This window comes from Amycolatopsis sp. lyj-108, assembly GCF_046549005.1.
GTDB lineage: Bacteria > Actinomycetota > Actinomycetes > Mycobacteriales > Pseudonocardiaceae > Amycolatopsis.
Map to the genome: position 1 here is coordinate 690,164 of NZ_JAJPWQ010000001.1, position 12,492 is coordinate 702,655.

The 12,492-nt window shown below is 70.5% G+C and carries 14 protein-coding genes and 1 other RNA gene; 7 read left to right on the forward strand and 8 right to left on the reverse strand.

Features of this window, described 5'->3' with window-relative positions; translation table 11 throughout:
* Positions 1 to 45: 45 nt before the first annotated feature.
* Complete coding sequence (locus ACLJO0_RS03390) at positions 46 to 1,569, reverse strand: 3-hydroxyacyl-CoA dehydrogenase (protein ID WP_410576498.1); 1,524 nt, start codon at positions 1,567 to 1,569, stop codon at positions 46 to 48.
* 167 nt (positions 1,570 to 1,736) lie between these two features.
* Here ACLJO0_RS03390 and ACLJO0_RS03395 point away from each other — a divergent pair, with 167 nt between their 5' ends.
* Both ACLJO0_RS03395 and ACLJO0_RS03400 read left to right on the forward strand, forming a co-directional pair.
* On the forward strand, positions 1,737 to 1,940 hold the full coding sequence (locus tag ACLJO0_RS03395; protein WP_410576499.1) for a hypothetical protein: 204 nt from the start codon (positions 1,737 to 1,739) through the stop codon (positions 1,938 to 1,940).
* A 25-nt stretch (positions 1,941 to 1,965) separates the two neighbouring features.
* Positions 1,966 to 2,589 carry a TetR/AcrR family transcriptional regulator gene (locus tag ACLJO0_RS03400; RefSeq protein WP_410576500.1) on the forward strand — a complete coding sequence of 208 codons (624 nt, stop codon included), beginning with the start codon at positions 1,966 to 1,968 and terminating at the stop codon, positions 2,587 to 2,589.
* Here ACLJO0_RS03400 and ACLJO0_RS03405 read toward each other — a convergent pair.
* A complete protein-coding gene (locus ACLJO0_RS03405) occupies positions 2,573 to 3,262 on the reverse strand; it encodes a TetR/AcrR family transcriptional regulator (protein WP_199748693.1) in 690 nt (229 codons plus the stop codon). The two genes, ACLJO0_RS03400 and ACLJO0_RS03405, sit on opposite strands and share 17 nt — an antisense overlap.
* Before the next feature lie 117 nt (positions 3,263 to 3,379).
* On the opposite strand from ACLJO0_RS03405, the gene ACLJO0_RS03410 reads away from it, so the two are divergent.
* Positions 3,380 to 3,835 carry a nitroreductase/quinone reductase family protein gene (locus tag ACLJO0_RS03410; protein WP_410576501.1) on the forward strand — a complete coding sequence of 152 codons (456 nt, stop codon included), beginning with the start codon at positions 3,380 to 3,382 and terminating at the stop codon, positions 3,833 to 3,835.
* A 122-nt stretch (positions 3,836 to 3,957) separates the two neighbouring features.
* Here ACLJO0_RS03410 and ACLJO0_RS03415 read toward each other — a convergent pair whose 3' ends face one another.
* The 3 genes from ACLJO0_RS03415 to ACLJO0_RS03425 all read right to left on the reverse strand — a co-directional run bounded on the left by ACLJO0_RS03415 (position 3,958) and on the right by ACLJO0_RS03425 (position 6,054).
* Complete coding sequence (locus ACLJO0_RS03415; protein ID WP_125791060.1) at positions 3,958 to 4,164, reverse strand: hypothetical protein; 207 nt, start codon at positions 4,162 to 4,164, stop codon at positions 3,958 to 3,960.
* 67 nt (positions 4,165 to 4,231) lie between these two features.
* A complete protein-coding gene (locus ACLJO0_RS03420; protein ID WP_125791061.1) occupies positions 4,232 to 4,888 on the reverse strand; it encodes a response regulator in 657 nt (218 codons plus the stop codon).
* A complete protein-coding gene (locus ACLJO0_RS03425; protein WP_410576502.1) occupies positions 4,885 to 6,054 on the reverse strand; it encodes a sensor histidine kinase in 1,170 nt (389 codons plus the stop codon). Before ACLJO0_RS03425 ends, ACLJO0_RS03420 begins: the two co-directional genes overlap by 4 nt.
* A gap of 52 nt (positions 6,055 to 6,106) precedes the next feature.
* Here ACLJO0_RS03425 and ACLJO0_RS03430 point away from each other — a divergent pair, with 52 nt between their 5' ends.
* Positions 6,107 to 7,180 carry a hypothetical protein gene (locus ACLJO0_RS03430; protein ID WP_410576503.1) on the forward strand — a complete coding sequence of 358 codons (1,074 nt, stop codon included), beginning with the start codon at positions 6,107 to 6,109 and terminating at the stop codon, positions 7,178 to 7,180.
* Here the strand turns inward: ACLJO0_RS03430 and ACLJO0_RS03435 are convergent.
* Positions 7,174 to 7,737, reverse strand: coding sequence for a hypothetical protein (locus ACLJO0_RS03435; protein WP_410576504.1), 564 nt, complete (start codon positions 7,735 to 7,737; stop codon positions 7,174 to 7,176). The two genes, ACLJO0_RS03430 and ACLJO0_RS03435, sit on opposite strands and share 7 nt — an antisense overlap.
* A 170-nt stretch (positions 7,738 to 7,907) precedes the next feature.
* Between ACLJO0_RS03435 and ACLJO0_RS03440 the strand changes: the two genes are divergently transcribed.
* Positions 7,908 to 8,657 (forward strand): response regulator transcription factor, encoded by a 750-nt coding sequence (locus ACLJO0_RS03440; RefSeq protein ID WP_125791065.1) that lies wholly within the window; start codon positions 7,908 to 7,910, stop codon positions 8,655 to 8,657.
* Positions 8,635 to 10,116, forward strand: a complete 1,482-nt coding sequence (locus tag ACLJO0_RS03445) for a sensor histidine kinase (protein WP_410576505.1) — start codon at positions 8,635 to 8,637, stop codon at positions 10,114 to 10,116. Before ACLJO0_RS03440 ends, ACLJO0_RS03445 begins: the two co-directional genes overlap by 23 nt.
* On the opposite strand, the gene ACLJO0_RS03450 is transcribed toward ACLJO0_RS03445, so the two are convergent.
* Positions 10,088 to 10,984 (reverse strand): serine/threonine dehydratase, encoded by an 897-nt coding sequence (locus tag ACLJO0_RS03450; protein WP_410576506.1) that lies wholly within the window; start codon positions 10,982 to 10,984, stop codon positions 10,088 to 10,090. The two genes, ACLJO0_RS03445 and ACLJO0_RS03450, sit on opposite strands and share 29 nt — an antisense overlap.
* 46 nt (positions 10,985 to 11,030) lie before the next feature.
* On the opposite strand from ACLJO0_RS03450, the gene ffs reads away from it, so the two are divergent.
* Positions 11,031 to 11,125, forward strand: an RNA gene (gene ffs / locus ACLJO0_RS03455) — signal recognition particle sRNA small type.
* Between the two features lie 533 nt (positions 11,126 to 11,658).
* Here the strand turns inward: ffs and ACLJO0_RS03460 are convergent.
* Complete coding sequence (locus ACLJO0_RS03460; RefSeq protein WP_410576507.1) at positions 11,659 to 12,492, reverse strand: spermidine synthase; 834 nt, start codon at positions 12,490 to 12,492, stop codon at positions 11,659 to 11,661.

The window sequence follows — 12,492 nt, forward strand, 5'->3', positions numbered from 1 at the left end:
CCTCGGCTCAGCCGAGGGAAGGGGGCCTTCACGCGTCAGCGGGTCTCAGCGCAGGAGGTCGGCGGGGACGGTGCCCGTCGAGGTGAGCGGCAGGCCGAGCGCGACGCGTTCGGTCAGCCAGGGGCTCGGCCGGTAGCGCTGGTCGCCGGTGCTCGCGACGAGTCCGCGCAGGACCCGCAGCAGGAGGACCGCGCCCGCTTCGTCGCCCCAGGTCAGCGGGCCGCTCGGGTAGCCGAGGCCGAGCCGGACGGCGGTGTCGATGTCCTCCGGTGTGGCGAGCCGCTGTCCGGCGATGAAGCAGGCGGTGTTGACGATCGACGCCAGCAGCCGCTGCGCGATCGGCGCGGGGCCGTCGCGGACCACGGTCACCGGCAGTCCGGTCGCGGCGAGCGCGCCCCAGGCGGTGCGGCCGGCGGCAGGGTCGAGCGCGGGGTGGACCGAAAGCGTCAGGCGTTTCCCGTAGCCGCCGAGCGGGTCGACGCCGACGACCCGTTCCGCCGGAAGGCCCGCGGCCAGTGCGGTGTCCACAGTGGACGAGCCGATCGGGCTGACGATCAGGACCGTGTCCGGGTAGGCGGAGTGCACGACCTGGATTCCCGCCGCCGAGAGCAGCGTGCCGAGCCGTTCGTCGTCGACCCACACCGGAGTGGTGGGGGCTTCCGGCGCGGCGGGCTCCGGCTCGACCTGCTGTTGCCCGTCGACGTAGCTGTGGAAGCCCTCGCCGTTCTTGCGTCCGAACAGCCCGGCGGCGACGCGGGGACGCGTCAGCCACGACGGCCGCAGCCGCGGTTCGCCGTGGAAGCCGCTCCAGATGCTTTCGAGCACGGCGTGCGAGACGTCGAGGCCGGTGAGGTCCAGCAGTTCGAACGGGCCGAGTTTCAAGCCGAGCACGTCACGCGCGACGCGGTCCACCTCGGCCGGGGTCGCGATCCCCTCGGCGAGGATCTGCAGTGCCTCGGTGCCCAGCCCGCGTCCGGCGTGGTTGACCAGGAAGCCCGGCGCGTCGCGCGCGAGGACGGGTTCGTGTCCCCAGCCGCGGACGAGTTCGGTCACGGCGGGCGGCAGCCACCCGGCGGTCCGCGCGCCGGGCACGACCTCGACCAGCCGCATCAGCGGGACCGGGTTGAAGAAGTGCAGGCCGAGCAGGCGGCCCGGATCGGTCAGCGCGGCACCGATCTCGGTGACCGAAAGCGAGCTGGTGTTGGTGGCGAACACGGTGTCCGGGCCGCAGACCCGCTCCAGTTCGGCGAACAGCGCGCGTTTGATCTCCAGGTCCTCGCGGACCGCTTCGATGACGAGGTCGACACCGTCGGCGGGGGCCAGCGGGTCTTCGGCCGCGATCAGCCTGCCCTTCGCGGCCGTGGCGGCTTCTTCGGTGATCTTGCCTTTCGAGGCGAGCTTGCCGAGCATCGCGCCGACGTGATCGATGGCCTCGCCGACGGCGTCGGGCCGGGCGTCGGCGAGCTCGACCTCGAGCCCCGCCGTCACGGCGAGCTGGACGATGCCCCGGCCCATCACCCCGGTTCCGATGACCCGGATCCTGCCGACCTGCTCCGCCCACTTCTCCACCGCGAGCCGCCTTTCCCTCGATGTCGTCCCGTCGTGACGCTAGCCGCCACGCCGGTATCTCGCCCGGAAGGGTGATCCGTGCCCACTCGGCGTAAGGCCACCGACCCGGCGCGGTCCCCTCCGCGAAGACCAAGTGTTTCGCGCCCCACCCCGAAGGGAAAGCTCCCATGGTGACCGTCCCCGCCGCCACAGCCGTCCGGACCACGCCGTTGCTCCTCGTCGCCGTTCTCTTCGGCGCGGTCGCCGCGTTCTTGGCGAGCCAGGCGTTGTGGCCGCTCACCGCGGTGGCCGTCGTGGTCGCCGCCGCCGTCCTCGCGGGCGGGGTGTGGCTGACCGGCCGGAAGAGCGGAAGTTCTCCCGCCGAGAGCTGATTCGGCACGGCTCTAAGATCGCCGTGTGACGGCGAAACGCTTGACGCGGGAAGAAAGCCGCGAGCAGACCAGGCAGCGCCTGCTCGCGGCGGCCGCCGAGCTGTTCTCCGAACGCGGGGTCAACGGCACGTCCGTCGAGCAGATCGCCGAACGGGCCGGATTCACCCGCGGGGCCTTCTACGGCAACTTCGACGGCAAGCGCGAGCTGGTCGTCGAACTGCTGCGCCGCCGGACCCAGCGCGAGGCCGAAGAGGTCTCCGCGCTGCGTGAGGGCGTCGGCTCCTTCGCGGAGATGATGGACCGCCTGCGCGCGTGGAACGTCGAACGCGCCGAACACCTCGCCGGCTGGCTCACCCTGCGCACCGAGCTGGCCCTTTACGCGCTGCGGAATCCCGACGCGCGCCCGCTCGTCGGCGAAGGCGAGAAGTCGACAAGGGCACTGCTGGAGACCTCGATCCGGACCGAGCTCGCCGCGCGGGGCGCAGAACCGCCAGCGGACCCGGCGTTCCTCGCGTTGATCCTGCACGCGCTCGAGGACGGACTCCTGTTGCAGCGCTTCCTCAGCCCCGAGGGGACCGGCGACGAGGACGTTGTGGATGCCGTCCAGTTGCTGATGCGCTCTTGGACCGCGCTCAGCCGGTCATCTTGATCCCGGTGAACTCGGCCATCTGACGGATCCCGTGCGCGAAGAAGGCGTCCGACGGGTCGACGGAGCCGACGTACTGGCCGAACAGCTCGAAGTTGATCATCCCGAACAGCTGGGTCCAGGCCATGATCAGCCGGGAGGCCGTCTCGGGCGCCAGGTTGATCTTGAGGATCTCGGTGACGGCGTCGAGCTGGTGCAGTAGCTCGACGGGCATCTCGCCGACCTCGGTCTCGACCCGGAGGTTCGCGTCGCGCAGGACCGCGACCAGCGCGAACGCCACCCGGCCCGCGGGTGCGACGGTGTCCTGCGGGGCCTGGTAGCCGGGGATCGGCGAGCCGTAGATCAGCGCGTACTCGTGCGGGTGCGCCTTCGCCCAGGCGCGGACCGCGTGCCAGATCGACTCCCACCGCGCCAGCGAGGACTTCTTGGGGTCGTCGGCCGCCTCCGCGGCTTCGCCGACGGCGTTGTAGGCGTCGACGATCAACGCGGTCAGCAGCTGCTCGCGGCTGGAGAAGTACCGGTAGAGCGCCGACGAGACCATGCCCAGCTCCCGCGCGACCGCGCGAAGCGAGAGACCGAGCGCGCCGACTTCGGCGAGCTGGCGGCGGGCTTCGTCCTTGATCTCGCGGGTGAGTTCGGCTCGGGCGCGTTCGCGCGCGGTCTGGGTGGCAGCCATGCTCTCACCATAGAGCATCGCACCAAAACGAGAGCACCGCTCTTGACATGACGCACCGCTCTGGTGTTCACTGCTCTTAACAGAGAGCGCTGCTCTCGAAGACTTCGAGGAGCCGAGATGACCGCCACTCCCCCCGCCGCCACCCGCTACGTCAAGCCGGCCAAGGCCACCAACGCGTTCAACGAGTTCGTGCTCAAGCTGACGAAACTCGGTGTCTCGGTCATGGGCAGCCGGGTGCTCTCGGTCCGGGGCCGGAAAAGCGGCGAGCTGCGGTCGGTCCCGGTCAACCTGCTGAAGCTGGACGGGGAGCGCTACCTGGTCGCGCCGCGCGGTGTCACGCAGTGGGTGCGCAACCTGCGCGTCGCGGGTGAAGGACAGCTCAGCGTCGGGCGCCGGACCGAGACGTTCACCTACACCGAACTCGCCGACGACGAGAAGCCGGCGATCCTGCGCGCGTACCTCAAGCGCTGGAAGTTCGAGGTCGGCGTGTTCTTCGACGGTGTCGACGCGAAGGCCTCCGACGAAGAACTGCTCGCGATCGCGCCCGGCTACCCCATCTTCAAGATCGCCTGAGACCGCGTGTCCCGCCCCTGATCACGCGAGTTACGCCTCCAATCACGTGAGTTCCGCCTCTGATCACGCGTGTCGTCTCTTTACCGGCGACCGGTGGAAGTCCGAAAGCGTGAAAGGCGCGGCTAATCCTCGGTAGGTGCCCGACGCGGGCGGCGGGCGGTGGCCGCCACCAGCACCACCCCGACCAGGAACGCGACGAGCCCGATCAGGAACCACAGTTTCTGCCCGGTCATGAAGCTGCCGGTCAGCACCCCGGCGCCCTGGAGCACCCAGACGCCGCCCACCAGCAGGAAGACCAGTCCGATCGTGAGCGTCACCCAGCGTTTCATCCACGGCTCCCCGCCTCGACGTGCCCTGCGGTGATTCTGGCACCGGGAGCCCCGTCCGGCGAACCGATCATCGTCTGCCGACGAGGCCGTTCCGGAACGCGTAGACGACGGCGTGCACCCGGTCGCGCAACCCCAGTTTGGCGAGGATACGGGAAACGTGGGTCTTCACCGTCTCTTCGCCCACGTGCAGATGCGCGGCGATTTCCGCGTTGCTGGAGGCGTCGGCGACGAGCATGAGGACTTCGCGTTCGCGTGAGGTGAGCCGTTCCAGTTCCGCCGGTTGGGCGGCCGCGGGTTCGATGCTGGTGGCGAAGGTCGACACGAGCCGCCGGGTCACCGTCGGGTCGATCAGCGCGTCTCCGCGTGCGGCGACGCGCATGGCCGAGACGAGTTCCTCGGGCGCGAGGCTTTTCAACAGGAACCCGCTCGCGCCGGCGCGCAGCGCGCGATACACGTACTCGTCGGAGTCGTAGGTCGTCAGCACGAGGACGCGGGTGTCGTTACCGGGCGCGGACATGATCGCCTCGGTCGCGGCCAGACCGTCCAATTTGGGCATCCGGACGTCGAGCACGGCGACGTCCGGGCGCAGCGCGGCCGCCTGCGCGACGGCTTCGCGTCCGTCCGCGGCCTCGCCGACGCATTCGAAGTCCGCCTGGGTGTCCAGCACCGCGCGCATCCCGGACCGGAACATCGCGTGGTCGTCCGCCAGCAGAACCCGGATCACTGTGCCTCCAAAGGAAAACCGACTCGAATCCGCCAGTGCCGCCCGTCGTCGAGCGGTCCGCATTCCGCCTGGCCGCCGAACAACGCGACCCGTTGCCGGATTCCGGCGAGGCCGCGTTTCGTCGACTCGGCCGATGTGTCCGGACGGCCCATCTCGTTCGTGATCGTGAGGACGACCTCCGTCTGCCGGTAGGCGAGATCGATCTCGACGATCCCGCCGCGGCCGTGCCGGAGCGCGTTCGTCAGCGCCTCCTGCGCGATGCGGTACAGCGCGATGTCCACCGAGCCCGGGAGTTCCCGCGACCCGCCGTGGGTGGTCAGCCGCGCGGGCAGCCCGGCGGTGCGGAGGTTGTCGAGCAGCTCGTCGAGGTTGTCCAACCCCGGTTGCCGCTGCGCGTCACCGTTCTCCTTGCCGTGCAACAGATCCAGCAGACGCCGCAGGTCGGCCATCGCGGCCCGGCTCGACGATTCGACGGCCGAGAGCGAACGCCGCACGGCGGGTTCTCCTTCTGGCAGCCCGAGCCGCGCGGCGCCGGCGTGCACACCGATCGCGCTGACGTGGTGGGAGATCACGTCGTGCAGGTCGCGGGCGATCGTCGTGCGTTCTTCGGTGACGGCCCGGCGGACGGCCTCGGCCTCGTGCTGCCGCCGTTGTTCCTCCGCGCGCTGGAGATCGGCGATGTACGCGCGCCGCGCGGTCGTGTAGCGGCCGACCATCCACGGCAGCAGCCCGCTCACGCCGACGTCGATGACCAGCACCCGCCAGTCCCGATCGCCCCGGTCGACCGGGATGAGGCTGCAGGCGACGAGACCGGCGAGCATCGCGGCGAGTGCGGCCAGCGCGGGTTTGGTCGCGAGCCAGGCGCCCGCGCGGTAGCCCGCGATCAGCACGCCCGCGTTCGTGGCCTGCAGGTAGTGGTCGTACGGGTACAGCATCAGCGGCGCGGCGACGAGCAGGACGGCGTGCGCGGCGGAAACCCAGCCGGAGTACCGCGAAGGCCCGGCGAGCGCGGCGTTGGCGAGGATTCCGCCCACCAGCAGCACCCACACCTGCCAGCCGAGCGAGAGCGGCGGTCCGCCGATGAGATACAGCCCGGCGTCGGCGACCAGGCAGACGGCCGCGACCGCGTACGCCTGTCTCGCCAGCGAACCACTGATGTCCCGCACGCGCCCAACTCTGCCCTATTTCGCTGGACAGGGGTTCCTAAGATCGAAAGCCATGGGGGCCACGAAGACGCCCGTGCTCTGGACGACCGGGGCGCCGGCAGCCGGGAAATCCACCACCGCCTGGGGTTTGTACACGCGCATCGTGGAAGCGGGCGGCAACGTCGCGTACGTCGACATCGACCAGCTCGGGCTGATCGGCCCGCCTCCGGGCGGTGGCGAAGCCGCACACGCGATCAAGGCGGCCAATCTGCTGCGGGTGCTGGGGATCCTGCGCTCGCGGGGTGCCAGGCAGCTCGTCGTGTCCGGGATCGTGGACCCCGAAAACGGTGTCGAGCCGCATTTCGAGGGCGGCGACTTCGACCTCACCCTCATCCGGCTGACGTGCGATCGCGACGAACTCCGGAGCCGGTTCCTCGGCCGAGGTTCACCCGCCGCCGCGCTGCCCGATCTTTACACGGTGGCGGACGCCTACGACCGCACCGGTTTCGGCGAGGCGATGGACACGACCGGGCAGCGGCACGAGGAGACCGTGGAGGTGCTGTTCCCGCGTTGCGTCGTGGGCGACGGACCGGTCCGGGCGCCGGATGTCGTGGAGCCATTGCCCGGTCCGGTGACCGTGGTGACCGGACCGACGGCGGTCGGCAAATCGACGGCCGCCTTCAGCGCGCTGCGGGACCTCTGGGCACGCGAGCTGCCCGTCGCCTACGTCGATCTCGCGCAACTCGGGTTCGCGAACCCCGGGCCGGATCCGGCCCTGGAGGCGGCGAATCTCGCGGCCGTCTGGCGCGGCTACCGCGAAGCCGGAGCGAAGCGGCTGATCGTCGTCGCCAGGGAATTCCCTCCGGAGCACCGGCGGGCCTTCGAGGAGGTCGCCGTCGTCCACCTCGACGCGGACGCCCCGACGCTCACCGAACGCGTCGGGCGCCGCGCCGAGGGCGAATCCGCGCTACTGGCGGGTGACGAATTACGCGGCGTGCCACCTGTTGTACGGGACAGGGTGGCCGCCCGCGCGGTCACCGAAGCAGCCCGGATGCGGCAGGCCCGCACCGACCGCGTCGTCCTGGACACCAGCGGGCAGGAGCCCGCCGAGACGACCGCCGCGCTGCTCGCCATCCTGGCTCAGTAGCGCCCCTGTTGCCCCTGACCGGGCGGCCCGCCGCGCTGGTTCTGCCCCGGTTTGCCGATGGTCGTCGCCGTCGCGGTGTCGCCGGTGACCGTGGCGTTCACCATCACCGTCTCGCCGGCCTTGGGATCGCCGGTCTTCCGCGTCGACGCGTCGATCGTGTAGACCTGCTTGTAACCGTCCTTGCTGGTCAGGCTGATGGACGTCGCGCTGATCTCGGTGATCTCGCCGGTCTGCGTCCGTTCGGTGCGGTAGCCGCCCTTGCCGTCGGAGACGACGAAGTCGCCGTGCAGCGTGTCTCGCGGCATACCCCCGCCAGGGCCGACGAGCACCCGGCCACCGCCGGGACCGCCCATCATCCCGCTCTGTTCGGCGCCGTTCGCGGCGGTTCCGGCCCAGATCGCGGCCCCGCCGCCGGCGGCGATCACCACCGCGACCCCGGCCGCGATCGCGGTCTTGCGGCCCGACCAGGTCTTCTTCGGTTCACCTGCCGGGGCAGGCGCACCCCAGGTGGCGGTCTCGTCCGCCGGGGGTTCGGCGGGTTTGGTCGGTTCGGTCATCTGGTCGCCTCCGTGTGGTCGGTTGCGGCCATGGTCGGCGCCGTCGCTGTGCGGAAGCTGTGCCGTCGGTGGGCACGCGCTGTGTTTCGCTCCCCGGCAGGGTGATCGTTCACAGGAAACGCACAGGCGGGACACAGAGAAGCCTCATCGGGACCGCCCAGGATGGCAGCATGACCAGTGTGAACGTCCCTTCGCCCGGTTCCGGCAAGGCGGGCCTGCGCCGTGCCGACGGCAGCCCCGTGCGGGTACTGGTCGTCGACGACGAGGCGACCCTGTCCGAGCTCGTGTCGATGGCGCTGCGCATGGAGGGCTGGGACATCCGCACCGCCGCCGACGGTATCGAGGCGGTCCGCGTCGCCAGGGAATTCCGGCCGGACGCGGTGGTGCTGGACGTCATGCTGCCGGATATGAGCGGGCTGGACGTGTTGCGGCGCTTGCGTTCCGAGGTGCCGAACCTGCCGGTGCTGTTCCTGACCGCGAAGGACGCGGTGGAGGACCGGATCGCCGGGCTCACCGCGGGCGGCGACGACTACGTCACCAAACCGTTCAGCCTGGAGGAGGTCGCGTTGCGGCTGCGCGCGCTGCTGCGGCGTGCGGGCGGGGTGGCCGGGCCGAGCGGTTCGACGCTGGTCGTCGGAGACCTGACTTTGGACGAGGACAGCCGCGAAGTGCACCGTGGTGGTGATTTGGTGCCGCTGACCGCGACCGAGTTCGAACTGCTGCGTTACCTCATGCGGAATCCGAAGCGGGTGCTGTCGAAGGCGCAGATCCTCGACCGGGTGTGGAGCTACGACTTCGGCGGCCAGGCCAACATCGTCGAGCTGTACATTTCCTACCTCCGCAAGAAGATCGACGCCGACAGGGAACCGATGATCCACACGATGCGCGGCGCCGGGTATGTCCTCAAACCCGCGGGGTAGGCGGCCGTGGTCGCTGCGACGGCGGTTGATCGCGCAGGTCGCGGGGCTGCTCGCGCTCGTCTGCCTGGTGGTCGGCGTGGTGACCGAACTGGCGTTGCGCGACTTCCTGTTCGATCAGCTCGACGCCCGGCTCGCCGAGACGAGTGAACGCGCGAGCCGTCCGCCGCCACCGGGCCGTCCCGGCGGGGAAAGGGTTCCCGAGGGCCTGCGCGCGTACGGACAGAGCACCGGTTCGTTGTTCGTGAACATCCTCCCGGACGGCCGGGTGATCGCGGCGGTGCTGCGGTCCAGCTACGACGCGAAGATCGCCGATCCGTTCCCCCACGACCCGCTCGGCCCGGCCCAGATGTCCGCCCTGCTGCGGTCGACGCCGACCGACAAGCCCACCGACGTGGACCTCGGGGCACTCGGGGAGTACCGCGTGGTGGCCAAACCGGCGGCCAACGGCAGCGTCGCGATCACCGGACTGCCCACAAAGGACGTCACGGACACGTTGTGGAACCTCGGTTTCATCTTCGGCGGGGTGGCCATCGGTGGCATCCTGCTCGCGGGCGCGCTCGGCGCCGTGACCGTGCGGCGCACCATGAAACCCCTCGACCGGCTGGCCGCCACGGCGACCAGGGTCGCCGAACTCCCGTTGGACCGCGGCGAGGTCGCGCTGTCCGAACGAGTGTCCGAAGTGGACACCGATCCGCGTACCGAGGTCGGCAAGGTCGGCTTCGCGCTCAACCGCATGCTCGGCCACATCGCGAGCGCGCTGTCCGCCCGTCAGGCCAGTGAGAGCCGGGTGCGCCGGTTCGTCGCGGACGCCAGCCACGAACTGCGGACCCCGCTCGCTGCCATCCGCGGATACGCGGAACTCACCCGGCGGTCCGGCTCCGAGGTGCCGCCGGACATCGCGTTCGCGATGGGCAGGGTCGAGTCGGAATCGACGCGGATGACCGGCCTTGTCGAGGATCTGCTGCTGCTCGCGCGGCTCGACTCCGGCCGTCCGGTGGTGCATCAGCCGGTCGATCTGTCCCGGCTGGTCGCGGACGCCGTCGCCGACGCGCACGTCGCCGGCCCGGAGCACAAGTGGCTGCTGGAGGTGCCGCCGGAACCGATCACCGTCCTCGGCGACGCGGACCAGCTGCACCAGGTGGTGATCAACCTGCTGGGCAACGCGCGCACGCACACCCCGGCGGGCACCGAGGTCACCACCTCGCTGTCCATAGTGGACTCGATGGTGACACTGTCCATTGTCGACAGTGGTCCGGGTATCCCGCCGGCGATCCTCCCGGACGTCTTCGAACGCTTCGCCCGCGGCGACGATTCGAGGTCACGGGCGGCGGGCAGCACCGGACTCGGGCTGGCCATCGTCGCGGCCGTCGTCGCCGCGCACGGCGGGCAGGTCGGGGTCGCCAGCCATCCGGGGCGGACCGAGTTCCGGGTCAGGCTCCGGGCGTCCAGTCACTGTTAGCGCCGCACAGGATTACGCAGGGCAGCTCGCCCTCGGCCCGTCCGGCCAGCCACGCGGCGAACGGGACGGCCGCGGCCGGTTCGACGGCGAGGCGGAACTCCTCCCAGAGCCGGTCCCGCGCGGCGAGCAGTTCCGCGTCGCTGACCAGCACGGAGGTCACCCGATCGCGGAGCACGGCGAACGGGACGCTCCCGATCCTGGTCGCGCCCAGCGCCGACGCGGCCACCGAGTCGATCTCCACGTCCACCGGCTCGCCCGCCGCCAGCGCGGCGTCGAGCGCGCGGCACCGCTCCGGCTCGACGGCGTACGTCGGCAACCCGGCCAGTGACGTCCCCGCGACCAGCCCGCCACCGCCGACCGCGACCAAGAACGCGTCGACGTCCGGCGCGTCCTGGACCACTTCGGCCGCCACGGTGCCCTGACCAGCGACGACGGTGGGATCGTCGTACGCGTGCAGGTACCGCGTACCCGGCTCAGAGGCGGCTTCGAGCGCCTTCGCGGCGGCCTCGGCGTACGTCGCTCCGTGACGGATGAGCTTCGCGCCCGCGGCCTCGATCCTGGCCGTCTTCGCCTGCGGAGCCGACTCCGGCACGTACACCGTCGCGGGCACATTCAGCAGCGAAGCCGCCGTCGCCACGCCCAGCCCGTGGTTGCCGCCGGACGCCGTCAGCACCCGCTCCGGCAACGGCCCGCTCAGCAGCGCGTTCACCGCGCCCCGCAGTTTGAACGACCCGCTCCGCTGCAGATGCTCCAGCTTGAGCACCAGCGGCCGCCCGTCGACCTCGGCGCGCAGCAGCGGCGTGTGTCGCACGAACGGGTGGACGGCATCGGCGGCTTTGAGGACATCTACCCAGGTCGGAGTACTCATACCCCCCACTGTCCTCCATGCATGGACGGGAGTGACTACACTGGTCCTCGGATCCCGCGCGGCGTCCATCTTGTGAACCTCCCCAGGGCCGGAAGGCAGCAAGGATAAGCAAGCTCTGACGGGTGCGCGGGATCCCCTTTCATTTCCGGGGTCAGAACCCGCCCCCACAGTCGTCGGTGCGGGTGGTCGTGCGTGACTTGCGGCGCTTCTCGCGTGACGCCTGGTTTGAAGTACATGAAGGGGTCCTTGCTGTACCTGGGCGCAAGGATGGGGTCCTTCATGTACTGGTTTCACGCGCCGTCGCTATAGCGGCCGAGGCTCAGGGCCGCCTCGGCCCGGGCTGAAGCGGTCCTGCCTGAGGTGAAGGGCCCCTTCCCTACTCTCAGGGTAGGGAAGGAGTCCCTCACGGACCTGCGAACCCGATCCATCTCGCCGTAGGCACCTGGAACACGGCCGGCTCTGAACTGAATCGCCACTCACGAGACGCGAGGATGAGCGGGCGGCTGTTTCAGTGCTTCCGACGGCACGACAATCCCCACAACCGCGACCACTCACGCGAGCGCCCGACTGGAGTCCTTCACGCGCGGGTCTGCCTCGGCTCGGGCCGAGCTCGGCACGGACCTGCGATCCCGACCTAAGACACCCGTGGCCCTGACCCGAATCACTCACGAGCCCTAGAAGATCCCGAAGACGTCCTTCGGCGGCACAGGCGACGGCAGGGCTTCCGCGTCGGTGACGGGTTTCGCTTTGCCTTGCAGGTCGCGGAGGTCTTCTCCCGCGACGCAGCGGGCCGGGTACGCGGACGACGCGGCTCGGCGGGTCATCTCGGTCACCGGCAGTTCGACGCGGGAAGCGGCGACGACGATGTTCCCGAACCGGCGGCCCCGCAGGACACCCGGCTCCGCGAGCAGCGCGAGGTGCGGGAACGACGTCGCCAGTGTCGCCAGGAACCGGCGGAGGAACGGCAGGTTCGGACCGTCGGAGATGTTGGCCAGGTAGGTCCCGGCCGGCCGGAGGACGCGCGCGACCTCGTTCGTGAACTCGACGGTCGCGAGCCCGCCGGCCAGGATCCCGCGTTCGAAAGCGTCCACGATGACCAGGTCGGCCGAAGCGTCGTACCTGCCGGAGACGCCTTCGCGGCCGTCGCCGACACGGACCTTCAGCCCCTTCAGGCCCAGTTGCTCGCGGATGAGCGCGACGAGCTCGCCGTCGGCGTCGAAGACCAGCTGCCGCGAGCGCGGCCGCGCGGCGGTGATGTAGCGGGGGAGTGTGCAGGCCGCCCCGCCGACGTGCAGCACGTCGAGCGGTCCTTCGCCGAGGCAGTCGACGACGTCGGCGATCCGGCGGATGTAGTCGAACTCGAGATCCGTGGGGTCGTCGAGGTTGACGTGCGACTGGGCGACGCCGTCGACAGTGATCATCCAGGCGTTCGGGCGGTCGGCGTCACGCAGGAGTTCGGCGGCTCCGAAGCGGACCGGATACGTTCCCGGGGTCGGTGCTGGTCTCAC